Consider the following 18,937-nt stretch of genomic DNA (forward strand, 5'->3'; position numbering starts at 1 on the left):
AATAGCATGATGATACATGTAATCTTCTTTATTGGAATAATGGTGCAATATCAGAATGTTTCCTGGTTTCTCCAAGACTTTATCAACTAAAGGAATAAGAATTGAACGAATCATGGCTACCTCTACCTTGCTCCCAGCCTGCCAATTTTTAAATAAACTCTTATACGTTTGAACCGATTTTAGATATAAATTAGTAAAATTTGAAAATCCTTCTATTTCATCCAGTTCATTATCTATAACTTCTTTCGGTAAAAATTTTTTTCCATCAATTAATGTTTTTTCAACGCTAACCTCTGTTATTAAAAAGGCTTGCAAGGTCTTTATTAATTCCTTAGTCAATATTGTTTTTTCATACATGATAGGGCGGTCCGTAAGACCTTTAATATCTTTTGAAAGAATACATCCTTCAGCTAAATAGTGAGTTTTCACTAGCAAAACTGTTCACCTCTGTAACAGTTATTTAATGAATATCATTTTACTAGAAAAACATGGAACAAACTATATTTTTCGTGATTAAATACCTAAAAAAAGCTTTTCACTAGTATGATACCTTTATCTTCCCTCAAAAAAACATGACTATATACCCGCCATTTACTTTATCTTTTAGAGAGACTTCGCCTGAAAACCCTCAATTACTTCATAAAAAAAGACCCAGCATAATTGAACTATACCCCGGATAACGGACACACATAAAAAAGTGTCCCTTATCCGGGTTTTTTTATGTTTCAATAGATGTAATGAGTATGGACGGAGGGTTTCTATGAGTAAGAATATATATACTGAATTTCAGATTAAAGAACTTGAAAAGAATCCAAATATCATTAGTGCTTCCGAGCGATCTATTTCCTATAGTCCTGAATTTAAGACAAAAGCTGTTAAGGAATATAAAAGGGGAAAGCCCCCTCTCAAATTTTCATTGACCAGGGAATTAATCTCGAAATAATTGGAAAGAAACAACCCAAACGTTGTCTACAGCGCTGGCGTAGTACCTTTGAAAGGTTTGGTGAGGAAGGCTTCCTTACGGAACGCCGTGGAAAAGGAAGTACAGGACGCCCCACTTCCAAGCCACAGTCTGTAGAGGATCAACTTAGGAAGGCCGAGGCGAGAATCAAATTCCTTGAAGCAGAAAATGACTTCCTAAAAAAGCTGGAAGAGCTAGAAAGGCAGGCTCTGAAAAAGAAATGATTCTAACTGCTGCTGAGAAGTTCTATCTGATTGAAAGGACGATCAGAATACACCAATTAAAGAAGGCTGTTTCTTATCTATGCAAATTGGCTGGTGTAAGTCGAAGTGGCTACTATGATTGGTTAAAGGCAGCTCCTTACCGTGAGCTTCGTGAAGAACAGGATGAATTGGACATAAAATTGATCAGAAATATCTTCATCAGTAAAAAGGAAAAAGTAGGCGCCCTCCAAATCAAAATGATTATGGAGAATGACTACTCGGCCGTAATGAATCATAAGAAAATCAGACGGTTGATGACAAAATATAATCTCCTAGCGAAAATCAGAAGGGCCAACCCGTATCGGAAGATGGCCAAGGCAACCAAGGAGCACCTTACTTGTCCAAACCTCCTTAATCGTGAATTCAATCAGGAGGTGCCAGGGAAGGTCCTGCTTACTGACATTACCTATCTTTATTATGGGAAAGGCCAAAAAGCGTATTTATCCTGCGTAAAAGATGCCGCCACAAAAGAAATCGTTACGTACCATTTATCTACTTCATTAGAAATGGATATCGCTTACGAGACTTTAAATAAGCTAAAGCAGGCTGTGTGTCACGAGTTCCACCCGAGTGCAATCCTTCATTCTGACCAGGGGTTCCATTACACCCATCCGCTATTTCAACGCAAAGTGAAGGAACTTGGGATAACCCAATCCATGTCCCGCAAGGGAAACTGTTGGGATAATGCGCCAATGGAAAGTTTCTTTGGCCACTTTAAGGATTTGGCAGAATATAAAACATGTACTAATTTAACGGATGTGAAGGAAGAAATTGATCGAGTTATTGAAGAATATAATGAACATCGTTATCAATGGGGGCTAAAGAAAATGGCCCCGGTACAATACCGGGACCACTTATTAGCCGCTTAGGCACTTTTTTATACTGTCCGTAAAATGGGGCACAGTTCAAATGGCTGGGTCTCTATTATTAAACGATTATTCTTCCGTATCTTTTTCAGGTTCTTCGTTTTCGACTACTTCGTTAGAATCAGAATCTAAATCAATACTCGTTGGATTCTGTTCTATTCCTTCTTCTTGTTCAACGAATTCTTCTTTTTCTTCTTCTTCTCTTCCAACGATGGCCACCGTTGAAACATATTCATTGTCTGCAGATTCGAGACGAATGAGCTTAACACCCTGTGTATTACGACCCGTTTTAGAAATGCCTTCGACTTCCATTCGGATTAGCACACCAGCTGCTGTAATCAGCATCAAGTCCTCATCTTCTCCTGTCACTGTTTTCACGGCAATAAGTTCACCATTTTTCTCTGTGACATTACATGTTTTTATCCCTTTACCACCACGGCTTTGAATACGGTATTCCTCAGCAGATGTCCGTTTTCCATATCCATTTTTCGTAACAATCAGGACTTCTTCATTTTCTTCAAGAATTTCCATACCGACAACTTCGTCATCTGCCCTTAAGGAAATCCCTTTTACTCCAGCTGCGGTACGTCCCATTGTGCGTACATCCGTTTCAGGGAAACGAATCATCATTCCGGCTTTTGTTCCGATAATAATCTGTTTCTCTCCATTCGTAAGACGTACAGAGATCAATTCATCATCTTCTCGTAGCCCTAGAGCAATTAAACCGTTATTGCGGATATTTGCAAAGGATGACAGTGGTGTACGCTTTGATATACCGTGTCTGGTAGTGAAGAATAAATACCAATCATCGACAAATTCCTTCACCGGTATGATTGCATTGACCCACTCACCTTTATCAACTTCTAGCAAATTAATAAGTGGCAGTCCTTTTGCCGTCCGACCATATTCAGGAATTTCGTATCCTTTGGAACGATAAACTTTACCTTTATTAGTAAAGAATAATAGTGTGTCATGAGTCGAAGTTGTTAACAAGTGACCCACAAAGTCATCTGCATTCGTACCCATTCCCTGTATACCTCGGCCTCCGCGTTTTTGGCTGCGGTACGTGGTTGCAGGCAAACGTTTAATATAACCGTTATGAGTCAATGTCACGATTATATTTTCCTCTGGAATCAAATCTTCATCTTCTAAGCTCTCAAAACCGACTAATGTAATTTCAGTTCTTCTTTTATCATTAAAGCGTTCTTTAATTTCAAGAAGCTCTTCACGGATAATTTCAAGAACCTTTTCCTCATCAGCAAGGATAGCTTTATATTCTGCGATTAATGCCATTAACGCTTGATATTCATCTTCAATTTTTTCCCGTTCCAAACCGGTCAAGCGTTGTAAACGCATATCTAAAATTGCTTGCGCCTGTTTTTCGGAAAGTGAAAATTGTGTCATTAACCCTTCTCGGGCAATGTCTGTAGTTTGGGAACCACGGATTAATGTAATGACCGCATCCAAATTATCAAGGGCAATTCGCAAACCTTCTAAAATATGAGCACGCGCTTCCGCTTTACGTAGTTCAAATTCAGTTCTACGACGTATAACTACCTGTTGATGCTCTAAGTAATAGTGCAGACATTGCTTTAAGTTCAATACTTTAGGCTGTCCATCCACCAGTGCAAGCAAGTTGATTCCGAAGGTTGTTTGCATTGCAGTGTGCTTATACAAGTTGTTTAAAAGGACATTTGCATTTACGTCCTTTCGTAGTTCCATAACAATACGCATACCGTTACGATCTGATTCATCCCGTAAATCGGTAATACCTTCAATTTTCTTATCACGAGCAAGTTCTGCAATTTTTTCAATTAATCTTGCTTTGTTCACTTGATAAGGGATTTCTTTAACTAGAATAACCTGTTTTCCATTGGACTTCTCTTCAATTTCGACTCTCGCCCTCTGAATGATTGACCCTTTTCCAGTTTCATAGGCTTTTCTAATTCCACTGCGCCCTAAAATTAACCCCGCAGTTGGAAAATCTGGACCAGGGATAAATTCCATCAATTCTGGAATCGTTATATCAGGATTCTTACTTAAAGCCAATACACCGTCAATTACCTCACCTAATTGATGGGGCGGAATATTGGTAGCCATTCCGACTGCTATCCCTGACGAACCATTCACTAATAAGTTTGGGAAACGGGCTGGCATAACAGCTGGTTCTCTTTCTGAACCATCATAGTTATCCTGATAGTTAACCGTATCCTTATTCAAATCACGAAGCAATTCCATCGAAATCTTTGACATTCTCGCTTCTGTATACCTCATGGCGGCCGCTTGGTCACCATCGACCGAACCGAAATTCCCGTGTCCATCAACGAGCATATAACGATAGTTAAATGGCTGAGCCATCCTGACCATCGTTTCATAAACAGCAGAGTCACCATGCGGGTGATATTTACCGATTACTTCTCCGACAATACGGGCTGATTTTTTAAATGGTTTATCCGACGTCATACCAAGATCATTCATCGCATAAAGAATTCTTCTGTGTACCGGTTTCAAGCCGTCCCTTACATCAGGCAACGCCCGGGATACGATAACGCTCATCGCGTAATCCAAAAAAGATGTACGCATCTCGGTACTTATATTTATTTCTTTTACACCTGATCTTTCATTTTCTGACATGGAGCCAACCTCCTTTATAAAGCTTTTACTCTCATTTTTTTAACTGATCTTGCATTATGTAAAGAACAGGATGTAAATTCATCCTGTCAAAAAAATCAGATATCGAGGTTTTTTACATAAATCGCATTTTCCTCAATAAAGTTACGACGCGGCTCTACTTTATCTCCCATCAACATTTCGAAAGTTTCATCTGCCTCAATGGCATCTTTCAAACTAACTTGAAGTAGCGTTCTCGTATCAGGGTTCATTGTTGTTTCCCATAGTTGCTCTGGGTTCATTTCACCCAACCCTTTATAGCGCTGTAAGTTAGGCTTAGGAGTGCTTGGCAGACCCGCCATGATTTGTTCTAGTTCGCGGTCATTATAGGCATATTCCACTCGTTTACCCTGCTGAATTTTGAAAAGAGGTGGTTGGGCAATATAAATATAACCATACTCTATAATTTTCCGCATATAGCGATAGAAGAATGTCAACATTAAAGTTCTAATGTGGGCACCGTCTACATCCGCATCGGTCATGATAACAATTTTATGGTATCTAGCTTTTTCAATATTGAATTCATCGCCAATACCTGTTCCGAGTGCAGTAATAATTGTACCAATTTCTATATTATGAAGGATTCTATCCAATCGCGCCTTTTCCACATTTAGGATTTTACCCCTTAGCGGCAGAATAGCTTGGAAATGGCGGTCACGTCCCTGTTTAGCTGAGCCACCAGCCGAGTTTCCTTCTACAATGTACAATTCGCTGATAGACGGATCCTTCGACGAACAATCTGCCAGTTTACCAGGTAGACTGGAGACTTCCAAGGCACTTTTTCTTCGAGTTAACTCACGTGCTTTCTTGGCCGCCAAACGAGCTCTTGCCGCCATTTGCCCTTTATCAACAATTTTTCTAGCCACTGAAGGATTTTCGTATAAGAAGGAATCCAACCTTTCCGAAAGAATGGAATCAGTAACCGTTCTTACTTCTGAGTTTCCAAGTTTGGTTTTGGTTTGCCCCTCAAATTGCGGTTCAGGATGCTTAATAGAAATAATTGCCGTTAACCCTTCACGAACATCTTCACCAGAGAAATTGGTGTCGGCCTCTTTTAAGAGCCCGTTTTTCCGTGCATAATCATTGATGACCCGTGTCAACGCAGTCTTGAATCCTGATTCATGTGTACCGCCTTCATACGTATGAATATTATTGGCAAAGGAAAAAACGTTACTGATATAGCTGTCATTATATTGCAAAGCTAATTCGACAGATATACCTTCTTTCTCGCCTTCCATGAAAATCGGTTCCTCATGAAGGACTTCTTTTGAACGATTCAAATGCTCAACATAAGATTTGATACCGCCCTCGTAGTGGTATTCCTTGATTTTCTCTTCTTCTTCACGTTTATCTTCAATGATGAGCTTCAAGCCTTTATTCAAGAATGCAAGCTCACGGATACGTGTGGCTAATGTATCGAAATCATATTCCACGGATTCCTTGAAAATTTCAGGATCCGGAATAAAGTGTACTGTTGTCCCTGTATGATCGGTCTCCCCAATAATTTTCAAATCTTCTCTAGGGACCCCTCGGTTAAATTGCTGATAGTGGATTTTACCTTCACGATGTACATACACTTCCAATACCGTGGATAGGGCATTAACTACTGAAGCACCTACACCATGCAGACCACCGGAGACCTTATAACCTCCGCCGCCAAATTTACCGCCCGCATGAAGGACCGTCATGATTACTTCTACTGCTGGCCGTCCCATTTTTTCATGGATACCTACTGGAATTCCCCGACCATTATCGACTACTGTTATGCTATTGTCTTCTTCGATCGTCACTTTGATTTCAGTACAGAAACCTGCTAGTGCCTCATCAATACTATTATCGACAATTTCCCAAACAAGATGGTGAAGTCCTTTTGCAGAGGTAGTACCGATATACATCCCCGGACGTTTACGAACTGCTTCTAAGCCTTCTAAAACCTGTATCTGATTCTCATCGTATGCCTGAGCTTGTACTTCTTTTTGTTCCATTGTCATACGTATCACCTACACTTTTCTTTTGGCATTTATCAATTTTTCAGGAGTAATTATTACGTTATCGCTTAAATTCAAAGAGAATCTATATCATCGATTAATAACGATGGCTGCAGTGAACGCTTTTTCAAAGTGGACGACGCAAGCGGTGAATAATAGACCTGTTTATCCGTCACTACAATCGATTTAACCGAGTTTTTGGCTAAATGGTAAGTTACATCAGACTTTTTCTCCAAAAACTCACTCATGATTGGAGAGGCCTGGAGCAGCTTCTTATCTAAAATGGCTATGACATCGTCCGTTTTCACAAGAATGTCTTCACCAATATGGAGATACATACATTCACCTCATCATTTAACCTTTTTTATACTTCCTTGACTAACATAAAAGGTGGACGCTTCTCTAAGGGTTTGATGATCGATTCCATCAACAGAGGGTGTCGTCACGAATGTTTGCACTTTCCCTTGTATCGTATTCAGTAAATGAGATTGACGGAAATCGTCAAGTTCCGATAACACATCATCCAATAATAAAATGGGATACTCGCCGATTTCTTCATGAATCAGCTCAATTTCGGCAAGTTTCAAAGACAGGGCAGTCGTACGTTGTTGTCCTTGTGAACCATATGTCTGGACATCACGGTCATTCACAAAAAAAACCAGGTCGTCACGATGAGGACCTACCAGTGTTACACCCCGTTCAATTTCCCTTGTTTTTATTTTATCAAATTTTTCTGTGTATACTTCTATCATTTTCGTCAAATCCATAGATTCTGATACATCAAGCGACGGTTTATATTGGATTTTCAATACTTCTAGATTTCTGGAGATCCCCGAGTGAATTGGCTCTGCCCACTGCTGGAGCTTTAAAAGAAACTCGTATCTTCTTTCGACAATTTTCGCTGCATACTGAATAAATTGATCAGTTAGCACGTCAAGCATCGTCGTATCCGTTTGTTTCCGGGTCTGCAGAAGCTTTAAGTAATGATTTCTTTGTTGAAGTATTTTATGATATTGGCTCATATCATGAAGGTATACGGGAGAAACCTGGCCAATTTCCATATCTATAAAACGGCGTCTGACTAGAGGACTTCCCTTTACAAGGTTAAGATCCTCAGGCGCAAACATGACCACATTCATATTTCCAACATATTGACTTAATTTTCTTTGTTCAATATGGTTGCACTTCGCCTTTTTCCCTTTTTTTGAAATGGTCAGCTCAAGTGGTATTGAGGTATTTCTCTTTCTAACTCTTCCTTCTATTTTAGCATACTCTTCATCCCAGCGAATAAGTTCTTTATCATTTGAGGTCCGGTGAGATTTTGCCATTGCTAAAACAAAAATAGATTCCATGACATTTGTTTTTCCTTGAGCATTTTCGCCAAGGATTACATTGACCTTATTCTCAAAAGTCAGGTTCAATTCGGTATAGTTGCGGTAATTTCTCAAACTTATATTTTCAATATACATATTCCGCTCTTCCCTTATGTTTTAGCTTGTAATTGTGAAGACGCCAAATCCAGGAATCTCTATTTTATCACCTGATCTTAACTTTCTGCCTCTTCTCACGTCTAATTCGCCATTAATGAAAACCTCGTATTCACTTAAGAACCATTTTGACATTCCGCCGCTTTGAATCAAATCGGCTAATTTTAAGAATTGTCCAAGCGTAATAAATTCTGTGCTGATTTTTATGGAGTCCATTTCATGCCTCACTCATTTCTAAGTAGTCTTTAATACTTCATTTTACTAAATAAATCCCATTAAGACAAAGTATAGCTTTTTCCGCTCTTGTTTTTTATATTTCTAGGTTTTATTCAGAATTAAAAAAGCTGTAAAAAACCTTATGGGGCCTATATTTAAGTATAAAAAAATTAAAGGCTTGCTAAACAAGCCTTTAATTTTTTTGAAATATTATTTTAGCTTAATAAGTTCTTACAGGCAGAATTAATTGAAGCATAGAATCATCATGAAGCGGACGAATTACAAATGGACGCATCGCACCTGTAAAGTTGATTTTAATATCCGATCCTTCTAAAACTTTTAAGGCATCCATAACAAATTTAGCACTGAAGGAGATTTTCAAATCCTCACCTTCAATGGCTTCTGCTTGAACTTCCTCAATTACTTTACCAATTTCAGGTGTATTAGAAGAGACTTCGATAATGCGGCCTTCTAAAGTTGTCAGTTTGACCACATTATTTCTGCCTTCTCTGGCCAATAAAGATGCTCGGTCGATTGCTTGCAGAAAATCTTTTGTGTGAACAGTTACATCCGTTTTGCTATCTGAAGGAATCAAGCGGGACGTATCTGGATAATTCCCCTCAAGTAGGCGGGAGAAGAATAATAAATTTTCTGCTTTGAATAAGACTTGATTATCGGTAATGACAATTTCTATGAGTTCGTTTGTATCATCAAGGATTTTACTTAATTCATTTAGACTTTTGCCTGGAATCACAACGCTATAGGTCCCAGTAATTTTATTTTCAATTTTTGCTGTGCGCATTGCTAGCCTGTGACTATCTGTTGCAATACAGGTCAATTCGTCATCTTGAACCTTTAAGTTTACACCTGTTAAGATAGGGCGTGTTTCTGAGGTGGACACTGCAAAGCCAGTTTGACGAATAAGAGTTTTTAATAGGTCTGTTGGAAGCTTGAAAATATTTTCTTCCTCAATGATTGGAAGATGAGGGTATTCTTCAGGATCCAGTCCATTTAAGTTAAATTCAGCTTTACCTGAGCGAATAATTGTTTGAAAGTTGTTTTCGACTTCAATTTCTACAGTATCCATCGGTAATTTTTTGACAATTTCACTGAAAAAACGAGCATTTAGGACAATTCCCCCGCTATTTTTCACTTCAACAATTTCATCACCGTCTACTTCAGCTGGAATAAATGATTGAATGGAAATATCGGAATCACTACCTGTCAAAGTAACCCCTTCAGTTGTAACACTTATTTTTATCCCCGTTAAAATAGGAATCGTTGTTCTTGATGTGACTGCTTTCATTACTTCTTGGACACTATGAACTAATCGATCTCTTTGAATTATAAATCTCATGTTTCATCCTCCAAATTTTTAATTGCCGAATAGGCATATTTATTAATAATTTTTATTAAAAAAGATAGTAGTAATAGTAGTAGGGCCTGTTGATATGTGGATAAGTCGACTCAACCTAAGGAAAAACAGTCTATCCACATGTGGACAGACTGTGTGTAAGTAGTCATCAGTTATACACATTATCCAGAATCATCTATACCTTCAACTGATCCTGTATTTCTTTGACCTGACGTTGAAGCTGGGTATCTGTTTGCATGAGTTTAGAAATTTTTTCATGCGCATGAATAACGGTCGTATGATCGCGACCACCAAATTCATCCCCTATCTTTGGCAGAGATGAATCCGTTAACTCCCTGGAAAGATACATGGCGATCTGCCTTGGAAAGGCTACAGATTTAGTCCGTTTTTTTGCTTTGAAATCTTCCAATTTAACACTATAATGCTCACCAACTGTTTTTTGGATTTCTAAGATGGTGATTATTTTAGGTTTCGAGCTTGGAATAATGTCTTTTAATGCTTCGGCTGCTAAATCAGCATTAATATCCTTATTAATTAACGAAGAATAAGCAACAACACGTATAAGTGCACCTTCAAGTTCACGAATATTCGAGTCAATTTGATTGGCAATATAAAGCATAACTTCATTTGGGATATCAAGACCTTCTGCTTTTGCCTTCTTACGTAAAATAGCAATTCGCGTTTCTAAATCAGGCGGTGTGATATCCGTAATTAAACCCCATTCAAAGCGGGAACGGAGGCGATCTTCGAGTGTTGGGATCTCTTTTGGAGGACGGTCACTCGAGATGACAATCTGTTTACTTTCTTCATGTAGTGCATTGAATGTATGGAAAAACTCTTCTTGAGTTTGTTCTTTTCCTGCTAGAAATTGAATATCATCAATTAATAAAACATCTACACTTCGGTATCTATCACGGAATTCTCCTGCTTTATTATCTCGGATTGAATTGATAAATTCGTTCGTGAATTTTTCAGAAGATAAATAAACGACCTTTGCCTTCGGATTATGCTCAAGTACGTAATGCCCAATTGCATGCATTAAATGGGTTTTACCTAGTCCTACGCCTCCATAAATAAATAATGGGTTATAGGCTTTAGCAGGAGCTTCTGCGACAGCGAGAGACGCGGCATGGGCAAAACGATTGCCGGAGCCGATGACAAACGTATCAAAGGTATTTTTCGCGTTTAACATATGCTGAGGAAATGCATTATGTTCTTTATCCTGTTTTTTAATCTTTTTAGGCTGAACAGGAACAGTAAAATCACCATCTTCTTGATTGGGAGGAATGATGAATTTTGCTTCCAATTCCTCACCGGTAAGTTCAAACAATACATCAGAAATAAGATGTGAATAGCGTTCTTCAAGCCAGTCCCTGGCAAATTCATTGGGAGCGGTGACTGTTAATGTATCACCTTGTAGTAAATAAGCCTTGGTTGATTTAAGCCAAGTTTCAAAGCTTGGTTTACTGATCTTTTTTTCAATTTTTCCGAGCGCCTGGTTCCAGAGGCTATCGATGTTATCCAAACTTATCCCTCCTTTGCAAAATATTTTTAATAATATCTAAAATGTATAGGCACAAATAAACTCATCGATTGCCGTCTTAATATAAATTTTGACAGCAAAAGTTCGGTGAGCTGTATAAGGGAGTGTTCTGTAATGTGATGTCCCTATTACTATATCTTGCGCTGTACAACCTTTGTACAGACTACATCTTGTAAGGTGATGTAGGTTTGGATGATTATTCATCAACAGGTATTTTGAGAAATATATAATAAAGAAGAAAAAAGGGTTTTCGACAATATCCACCGTTTGTGGACAGATTAATATACACAGGTCGAATAAGCTATCCACATGTTATGCACAGTCTGTGGATAAACCTTACCTGTTGATAAAGTTATTCAGAGTGAAAACACAAATATAATATCAGAAATTCAGGCGTCTTGCAATGGGTTAGAAAACTTTATCCACAACTTACCGAGCCTGTGGGAAAAACTTTTCCACAGGCTATTGTTATGTGCAAAAGTCTATAAAACAGGTTGTGGATAGGGAAAATCATGTCGAATTTTATCCACAGACTGAAGTTTTGGCACGAATTATATAAATTTATTTCTCTGCTTCTTTAAAACGAATAGGACAGAAAAACATGTTGTTATAGCTGTCAAAAACGGTAAATATTAAAACCTATTCCTGGCAAACCCAATGGTTCATTTAAAAACAACCAGGCCTTCCCTTAATATTTGCTGATTCCTTTTCAGAGTGGAGCGTGTAAACTAAGAGATCCGCTTAAATGTGTTTAAGGGAAAAATTCACGGAAATTTCCCTCTCACCAAAAATTTCTATATCAGTTCGAGGCAAAATCATTTACAATAGGCTAGGTAGTAAAAAAAGACCTACTGGACATTGAGCATAAAAAGAAATATATTTTTTTGGATGAGGTTGACAAGTAGAAACCATCATCTATATAATTGTAAAGACTGTCTTTAACTGTTATTCCTCAGGGAGGTGTCATATAATGAAAAGAACTTATCAACCGAATAATCGTAAGCATAGTAAAGTTCACGGTTTCCGTGCACGTATGAGCACGAAAAACGGACGTAGAGTAATTGCTGCACGTCGCCGTAAGGGCAGAAAAGTATTATCTGCATAGACCACTGAAAAGTCTCAGTGGTCTTTTTTCGCAAAATAAGGGATTTACTGAGACTCAATTCATTTAATGAAGGTGTAAAGATGAAAAAAAAGTTAAGGATTAAGAAAGAGGACGAGTTTCAGCTTGTGTTTAAAAAGGGCGAATCCTCTGCTAATCGGCAATTCGTTGTCTATGTCCTTGAAAAGCCCGAACAGGATTATTTCCGGATAGGCCTTTCTGTCAGTAAAAAAATCGGGAATGCCGTTGTTCGGAATCAGATTAAAAGATACATACGGCAAGCGTTTTTGGAATTGAAAGATGATATAGAAGATGGTAAGGATTATATTGTGATTGCTCGAAAGCCAGCGGCGGAAATGGACTTTTCCCAAGTGAAAAGCAGCTTGATCCATGTCCTAAAACGTTCTAAATCACTAAACTTTATAATGAAAAAACAATAAAGTTCTCCTTTATATCGAAAACTAAGTACTCCTCAGATAATGTCGTAAACATTGAGAAAAATAACATAGAAAATTCCTTATTGGACTGTACAAAAAGTGGATTACTTTTCCTTGAAGTCTGCTTGTAAACAGTTCAAAATTGTTTCAAAAAAGATTGATTGCAGTTAGGAGGAAATTACGGTTGAAAAAACGAATATTACTCATTATTGGACTAGCTTCTATAATGATGTTGTTAGCAGGGTGTACGGAAATTAAGGAACCTATAACTGCAGAAAGTGAAGGGTTCTGGAATCAATACATTGTCTATCCATTATCAGCTCTGATTATTTGGCTCTCTGAAGCATTCGGGGAAAACTATGGTCTCGGGATTATTGGTGTTACCTTAATCATTCGCTTAGCATTACTTCCACTTATGATCAAACAGGTGAAAAGCTCGAAAGCAATGCAGGCCATTCAGCCTGAGATGAAAGAACTTCAAGCAAAATACAGCTCAAAAGATGCTGCCACACAACAAAAACTACAGCAAGAAACGATGGCTTTATTTTCAAAATATAATGTGAATCCATTGGCGGGATGTTTACCAATATTGGTGCAAATGCCAATTTTGATCGGTTTTTACCATGCTATCAGCCGTACGGAAGAAATTGCTCTACATAGCTTTCTTTGGTTTGATTTAGGTTCCCCGGATCCGTATTATATTTTACCGGTTGTTGCAGGTATTACGACTTTTATTCAGCAAAAATTATCCATGGTTGGAATGAACTCTAATCCACAAATGGCAGCACAAATGACAATGATGCTTTACATCATGCCAATTATGATTGTTGTTTTTGCAATTAAATTTCCCGCTGCTCTTTCACTTTACTGGGTAGTAGGTAACATTTTCGGTATCGTTCAAACGTATTTCATTAAAGGTCCAGATCTTAGAAAGGCAGCTGCGGAAAACGCGGGAGGAGCAAAGAAAAAGTGAAAAAAGTAACTGCTGCAGGACAATCTGTCGAAGAAGCAGTAAATTTAGCTTTAGCTCAACTGAACAGCACTAGGGATCGCGTGGAGATTGAAATTGAAGATGAAGGCAAAAAAGGTTTTCTTGGTTTATTTGGTGCAAGGAAGGCAATCGTCCATGTGACTTTGCCAGCCGACCCTATTGAAGAGTCACTGAAATTTTTGAAGAATGTCAGTGAAAACATGGGAATTAATGCAGAAATTGATGTCCGTCGTCAAGGTAAGAATGTAACGTTTCATTTATCAGGTGAAAAGATTGCTTTATTAATTGGAAAACGGGGGCAAACATTAAATTCCCTTCAGTATTTAACGCAGCTGGTTGCAAATCGCTATTCGAAGCAGTTTTTGAATGTAACTGTAGATGCAGAAGATTATCGAAATCGCCGCAATGATACTTTAATCCAATTGGCTGAAAGAATGGCAAATAAAGCAATAAAAACTGGTAAATCTGTTTCGCTGGAGCCAATGCCATCCTTTGAACGGAAGGTCATTCATAATGCTCTACTGCATTACCCAAAAATCAAAACAAATTCCAATGGTACAGAGCCATATCGCCATTTGGTCATTACTCCAATCAGATGAACCTTCTGCTATTAAGCGGAGGTTCTTTTTTTGGTTGTCTGTTGAATTCTCTAGAAATAAAAGAAAAATTCAACAATATTCGACATGTTTCTGTTTTGACCATTCGTAATTTGGTAAAGAGTTAAGAAAAGAGCAAGAAGGAAAGCGGGCAATATTTGTTATTCACATGTGGATAAGTTAAAATAAGTGATACAGAATATGGGTTTTAATGCATGTGGATAACTCTTGAAAGGAAGGAGTATCTACTTTTTTTCATGAATATACTGTGGTATTGTAGTTATTTAGGGAATTCGACGATTTTATTATGGGAAAAATATAGAAACATCAATATATAAGAGGTGAAAGCATGGAATTCGATACAATCACCGCTATCTCTACTCCCTTAGGGGAAGGGGCAATTGCCATCGTAAGAATCAGCGGTGATGAGGCCATAGAAATAGCCGATAGAATCTTTAAAGGACCAGGCGGGAAAAGTTTGCTCGAAGTGAAATCACATACGATTCATTACGGACACTTAACTCAACCGAAAACAGGTGAAATCATAGAAGAAGTTATGGTTTCTGTTATGAAAGGCCCAAAGACATTTACAAGAGAAGATGTAGTCGAAATAAATTGTCATGGCGGGATCGTTTCGGTCAATCGGGTATTACAGCTTATCCTCTCACAGGGAGCTCGTTTAGCAGAGCCTGGTGAATTTACGAAACGAGCTTTTTTGAATGGAAGGATTGATCTTTCCCAAGCAGAAGCTGTTATGGATTTAATTCGGGCAAAAACAGATAAAGCGATGAATGTAGCCTTAGGGCAAATGGAAGGGCGGCTTTCGAAATTAATTCAAAAGTTACGTCAGGAAATTTTACAGACCCTCGCACAAGTCGAGGTAAACATAGATTACCCGGAATATGATGATGTCGAAGAAATGACACATCGTTTATTTTTGGAAAAAGGCAGCTATGTGAAGACGGAGATAGAGAAACTCCTGCATACTGCACAGCAAGGGAAAATTCTGCGAGATGGGCTGGCGACGGTTATCATCGGACGCCCAAATGTCGGAAAATCTTCTTTGCTTAACAGCTTAGTTCATGAAAATAAGGCCATCGTTACTGATATTCCCGGCACAACACGTGATGTAATTGAGGAATATGTCAATGTTCGCGGAGTACCGCTTAAACTTGTCGATACAGCAGGAATTCGGGAAACAGAGGACATTGTTGAACGAATTGGTGTTGAACGCTCTCGTGCGGTATTAAAAGAGGCAGATTTAATATTACTTGTCTTAAACTATTCCGATGACTTTACACCTGAAGATGAAAAACTATTCCAGGCCGTTAAAGGAATGGATGTTATCGTTATTATCAATAAAACTGATCTTCCGCAAAAAATCAATTTGGATCAGGTTAAGGAAAAGGCAGCATCGCATAAAATTGTTTCTACGTCTTTACTTGAGGATCAAGGAGTCAATGAGTTGGAAGATGCGATTGCTTCTTTATTCTTTGAGGGTTCTTTAGAATCAGGAGACTTAACCTATGTTTCGAATGCTCGTCATATAGCCTTACTTGGTCAAGCATTACAGTCAATTGAGGATGCAATTGAAGCGATTGACATGGGGACGCCGATTGACTTAGTTCAAATTGATTTCACAAAGGCTTGGGAGCTTCTCGGCGAAATCATTGGTGAAAGTGTTCAGGATAATTTGATCAACCAATTGTTCTCGCAATTTTGTTTAGGAAAATAACAGTAAAAGGAGGAGAAAACATGCAATACGAAGCAGGAAGCTATGATGTTATTGTTATTGGAGCTGGACATGCTGGTAGTGAAGCAGGCCTTGCAGCTGCAAGAGTTGGAGCTAAAACTTTGATGGTTACCATTAATTTAGATATGGTCGCCTTTATGCCATGCAATCCGTCTATTGGCGGACCAGCAAAAGGGATAGTTGTCCGAGAAATTGACGCTTTAGGCGGTGAAATGGGGAAAAATATTGATAAAACCCATATTCAAATGAGGATGTTGAATACAGCTAAAGGTCCGGCAGTCCGTGCGTTGAGGGCACAGGCTGATAAATATCTCTATCAGCAAGAAATGAAAAAGACGATAGAAGATCAAGAAAATTTGACATTAATTCAAGGAATGGTTGAGGAATTAATTGTTGAAAATGATGTTTGTACGGGTGTCATTACTAAAACAGGTGCAGTGTATCGTGCGAAAACTGTAGTAATCACGACAGGAACATATTTACGTGGAGAAATTATTTTAGGGGAACTAAAATATTCAAGCGGTCCTAACAATCAGCAGCCTTCCATCAGACTTTCTGAACATTTGGAGCAATTAGGATTTGATTTAGTTCGTTTTAAAACTGGAACGCCTCCTCGCGTCAATAGTTCATCTATTGATTACAGCAAAACAGAAATACAGCCTGGTGATGAAGTCCCACGTGCTTTTTCTTATGAAACAACGAAATTCATCACTGACCAATTGCCATGCTGGTTAACATACACGAATGAGGGAACACACCAGCTCATCGATGAGAATTTACACCGTTCACCGATGTACTCTGGGATGATTAAGGGAACTGGACCACGCTATTGCCCATCAATAGAAGATAAGGTCGTACGTTTTAATGATAAACCGCGCCATCAAATTTTCCTTGAACCTGAAGGGCGCAATACAAAGGAAGTCTATGTGCAAGGGCTGTCAACAAGTCTACCTGAAGATGTACAAGTAAAAATCCTTCAAACGGTTCCAGGGCTCGAGAAGGCGGAAATGATGCGTGCGGGATATGCAATTGAATATGATGCAATCGTTCCTACACAGCTTTGGCCTACACTAGAAACGAAAAAAGTTAAAAACTTGTATACAGCAGGCCAAATTAACGGAACGTCCGGCTACGAAGAAGCGGCGGGCCAAGGGTTGATGGCTGGTATTAATGCAGGATTGAATGCGATAGGAAAAGAAGAACTGATCTTAAGCCGTTCGGATGCCTATATTGGAGTTTTAATTGATGATCTTGTTACGAAAGGTACGAATGAACCATACCGCTTGCTGACTTCACGTGCAGAATATCGTTTACTGTTGCGTCATGACAATGCGGATTTACGTTTAACGGAAATTGGTTTCAATATTGGAATGATCAAAGAAGACCGCTACAAACGTTTTCTTTTGAAAAAGGAAGCAGTTGAAGTAGAAAAAGAACGACTGAAATCAACCTTCATTAAACCAACGCAAGAAGTGCAAGACGTTATTATCACAAGTGGTGGCAGTGAGTTGAAGGATGGAATTCGTGCGTCTGATTTATTGAAACGTCCTGAAATGGATTATTCTCATATTCAGAAGCTGGCTCCAAGTGATGTCGAACTAAGCGACGAAGTGACGGAACAAGTCGAAATCCAGATTAAATATGAGGGATATATTGAAAAATCTCTGCAACAGGTCGATCGTCTGAAAAAAATGGAGAATAAAAAAATTCCAGAGAACATCGACTATGATGCCATCTCCGGTCTTGCAACGGAAGCACGTCAAAAATTAAAACAGGTCCACCCGCTATCAGTAGCTCAGGCTTCACGAATTTCCGGTGTAAATCCTGCTGATGTCTCCATTTTGCTTGTTTATTTGGAGCAAGGTAAGATTGCCAGAGTTTCTCAGTAACGGAAATACCCGAAAAGGATTGAAGAATTCATGAACATTGAACAATTTCAACAAGCGCTACAGGAGAAGGGTATCGAGCTTTCTCCTCGTCAGCTTGAACAGTTTGACACCTATTATCGATTATTGGTGGAATGGAACGAAAAGATGAATCTAACCGCCATCACGAATAAAGAAGAAGTTTATTTAAAGCATTTTTATGATTCAATCAGTGCAGCATTCTATTTCGATTTTAACAAGCCTTATCAGATTTGCGATGTTGGAGCTGGAGCTGGATTTCCGAGCATTCCTTTGAAAATTTGTTTCCCAAATATCCACGTATCTATCGTGGATTCTTTGAATAAGCGGATCTCCTTTTTAAATCATCTTGCTGATGAGTTACAATTAAAGGGCGTTTCCTTTTACCATGACCGGGCGGAAACCTTCGCTCAAAAACCAGAGCATCGTGAATCCTATGATATTGTTATGGCAAGAGCGGTAGCGAGGATGTCTGTCTTAAGTGAGCTTTGTTTGCCGCTTGTCAAACCGGATGGGACGTTCATTGCCATGAAAGCGGCAAGTGCACAAGATGAAATGGATACAGGTAAGAAGGCGATTTTTACATTAGGCGGAAAAATTGAAGAAATTTATCCCTTCACATTGCCCGAAGAAAATAGTGAAAGAAACATCATTACGGTAAAAAAAGTAAAGAAGACTCCTAAAAAATACCCTAGAAAACCTGGTACACCAAATAAACAGCCCATTGAATAATCCTTTTACTATGGCTATTCATTGTGGCTGATAGATAGATTTTGGCTAGCACT

At 38.6% G+C, this 18,937-nt stretch carries 15 protein-coding genes and 1 pseudogene (1 of these 16 only partly in view); 8 read left to right on the forward strand and 8 right to left on the reverse strand.

Annotated elements, in window-relative coordinates; translation table 11 throughout:
• On the reverse strand, nt 1-357 hold the beginning of the coding sequence (locus JFU50_RS09910; RefSeq protein WP_201222485.1) for an HD-GYP domain-containing protein. Its footprint begins 639 nt before the window's first position; the window shows 357 of its 996 coding nt (coding positions 1-357); the start codon lies at nt 355-357; its stop codon lies off the left edge, out of view.
• A gap of 403 nt (nt 358-760) precedes the next feature.
• Here JFU50_RS09910 and JFU50_RS09915 point away from each other — a divergent pair.
• A pseudogene (locus JFU50_RS09915) lies at nt 761-2,093 on the forward strand (IS3 family transposase).
• A gap of 66 nt (nt 2,094-2,159) precedes the next feature.
• On the opposite strand, the gene gyrA reads toward JFU50_RS09915, so the two are convergent.
• The 7 genes from gyrA to dnaA form a co-directional block, all read right to left on the reverse strand.
• Nucleotides 2,160-4,724 carry a DNA gyrase subunit A gene (gene gyrA / locus JFU50_RS09920; protein WP_201187764.1) on the reverse strand — a complete coding sequence of 855 codons (2,565 nt, stop codon included), beginning with the start codon at nt 4,722-4,724 and terminating at the stop codon, nt 2,160-2,162.
• 95 nt (nt 4,725-4,819) lie between these two features.
• Nucleotides 4,820-6,745, reverse strand: a complete 1,926-nt coding sequence (gene gyrB, locus JFU50_RS09925) for a DNA topoisomerase (ATP-hydrolyzing) subunit B (RefSeq protein WP_201225048.1) — start codon at nt 6,743-6,745, stop codon at nt 4,820-4,822.
• Nucleotides 6,746-6,822: 77 nt separating this feature from the next.
• Nucleotides 6,823-7,086 (reverse strand): extracellular matrix regulator RemB, encoded by a 264-nt coding sequence (gene remB, locus JFU50_RS09930; RefSeq protein ID WP_053348303.1) that lies wholly within the window; start codon nt 7,084-7,086, stop codon nt 6,823-6,825.
• Nucleotides 7,087-7,098: 12 nt separating this feature from the next.
• Nucleotides 7,099-8,217, reverse strand: coding sequence for a DNA replication/repair protein RecF (gene recF, locus JFU50_RS09935; RefSeq protein WP_053348304.1), 1,119 nt, complete (start codon nt 8,215-8,217; stop codon nt 7,099-7,101).
• A 21-nt stretch (nt 8,218-8,238) separates the two neighbouring features.
• Nucleotides 8,239-8,451, reverse strand: a complete 213-nt coding sequence (gene yaaA / locus JFU50_RS09940) for a S4 domain-containing protein YaaA (protein ID WP_201222486.1) — start codon at nt 8,449-8,451, stop codon at nt 8,239-8,241.
• Between the two features lie 220 nt (nt 8,452-8,671).
• Nucleotides 8,672-9,808, reverse strand: coding sequence for a DNA polymerase III subunit beta (gene dnaN / locus JFU50_RS09945; protein WP_056521949.1), 1,137 nt, complete (start codon nt 9,806-9,808; stop codon nt 8,672-8,674).
• 193 nt (nt 9,809-10,001) lie between these two features.
• Nucleotides 10,002-11,351, reverse strand: a complete 1,350-nt coding sequence (dnaA, locus tag JFU50_RS09950) for a chromosomal replication initiator protein DnaA (protein ID WP_053348307.1) — start codon at nt 11,349-11,351, stop codon at nt 10,002-10,004.
• 988 nt (nt 11,352-12,339) lie between these two features.
• Between dnaA and rpmH the strand changes: the two genes are divergently transcribed.
• The 7 genes from rpmH to rsmG all read left to right on the forward strand — a co-directional run bounded on the left by rpmH (nt 12,340) and on the right by rsmG (nt 18,884).
• Nucleotides 12,340-12,474, forward strand: a complete 135-nt coding sequence (gene rpmH, locus JFU50_RS09955; protein WP_034316183.1) for a 50S ribosomal protein L34 — start codon at nt 12,340-12,342, stop codon at nt 12,472-12,474.
• 80 nt (nt 12,475-12,554) lie between these two features.
• Complete coding sequence (gene rnpA / locus JFU50_RS09960) at nt 12,555-12,911, forward strand: ribonuclease P protein component (RefSeq protein WP_053348308.1); 357 nt, start codon at nt 12,555-12,557, stop codon at nt 12,909-12,911.
• Nucleotides 12,912-13,092: 181 nt separating this feature from the next.
• Nucleotides 13,093-13,881: a YidC family membrane integrase SpoIIIJ gene (spoIIIJ, locus tag JFU50_RS09965; protein ID WP_053348309.1), complete on the forward strand. Its 789-nt coding sequence runs from the start codon at nt 13,093-13,095 to the stop codon at nt 13,879-13,881.
• Entirely contained in the window at nt 13,878-14,498 is a 621-nt protein-coding gene (jag, locus tag JFU50_RS09970) for an RNA-binding cell elongation regulator Jag/EloR (RefSeq protein ID WP_201222487.1), read from the forward strand. The genes spoIIIJ and jag overlap by 4 nt, the downstream gene beginning before the upstream one ends.
• Nucleotides 14,499-14,844: 346 nt before the next feature.
• Nucleotides 14,845-16,230, forward strand: coding sequence for a tRNA uridine-5-carboxymethylaminomethyl(34) synthesis GTPase MnmE (gene mnmE / locus JFU50_RS09975; protein ID WP_053348311.1), 1,386 nt, complete (start codon nt 14,845-14,847; stop codon nt 16,228-16,230).
• 20 nt (nt 16,231-16,250) lie between these two features.
• Nucleotides 16,251-18,137, forward strand: a complete 1,887-nt coding sequence (gene mnmG / locus JFU50_RS09980; protein WP_053348312.1) for a tRNA uridine-5-carboxymethylaminomethyl(34) synthesis enzyme MnmG — start codon at nt 16,251-16,253, stop codon at nt 18,135-18,137.
• Between the two features lie 30 nt (nt 18,138-18,167).
• Nucleotides 18,168-18,884, forward strand: a complete 717-nt coding sequence (gene rsmG / locus JFU50_RS09985) for a 16S rRNA (guanine(527)-N(7))-methyltransferase RsmG (RefSeq protein ID WP_056521964.1) — start codon at nt 18,168-18,170, stop codon at nt 18,882-18,884.
• The last annotated feature ends 53 nt before the right edge of the window (nt 18,885-18,937 follow it).

The organism is Peribacillus sp. TH14, from assembly GCF_016651145.1.
In the GTDB taxonomy this organism is placed as follows: domain Bacteria; phylum Bacillota; class Bacilli; order Bacillales; family DSM-1321; genus Peribacillus; species Peribacillus butanolivorans.

What these genes read in the sequence shown, in the direction of transcription:
- gyrA (WP_201187764.1), bottom strand. Translation starts at nt 4,724, where the DNA reads ATGTCAGAAAATGAAAGATCAGGTGTAAAAGAAATAAATATAAGTACC.
- gyrB (WP_201225048.1), bottom strand. Translation starts at nt 6,745, where the DNA reads ATGGAACAAAAAGAAGTACAAGCTCAGGCATACGATGAGAATCAGATA.
- remB (WP_053348303.1), bottom strand. Translation starts at nt 7,086, where the DNA reads ATGTATCTCCATATTGGTGAAGACATTCTTGTGAAAACGGACGATGTC.
- recF (WP_053348304.1), bottom strand. Translation starts at nt 8,217, where the DNA reads ATGTATATTGAAAATATAAGTTTGAGAAATTACCGCAACTATACCGAA.
- yaaA (WP_201222486.1), bottom strand. Translation starts at nt 8,451, where the DNA reads ATGGACTCCATAAAAATCAGCACAGAATTTATTACGCTTGGACAATTC.
- dnaN (WP_056521949.1), bottom strand. Translation starts at nt 9,808, where the DNA reads ATGAGATTTATAATTCAAAGAGATCGATTAGTTCATAGTGTCCAAGAA.
- rpmH (WP_034316183.1), top strand. Translation starts at nt 12,340, where the DNA reads ATGAAAAGAACTTATCAACCGAATAATCGTAAGCATAGTAAAGTTCAC.
- rnpA (WP_053348308.1), top strand. Translation starts at nt 12,555, where the DNA reads ATGAAAAAAAAGTTAAGGATTAAGAAAGAGGACGAGTTTCAGCTTGTG.
- mnmE (WP_053348311.1), top strand. Translation starts at nt 14,845, where the DNA reads ATGGAATTCGATACAATCACCGCTATCTCTACTCCCTTAGGGGAAGGG.
- mnmG (WP_053348312.1), top strand. Translation starts at nt 16,251, where the DNA reads ATGCAATACGAAGCAGGAAGCTATGATGTTATTGTTATTGGAGCTGGA.
- rsmG (WP_056521964.1), top strand. Translation starts at nt 18,168, where the DNA reads ATGAACATTGAACAATTTCAACAAGCGCTACAGGAGAAGGGTATCGAG.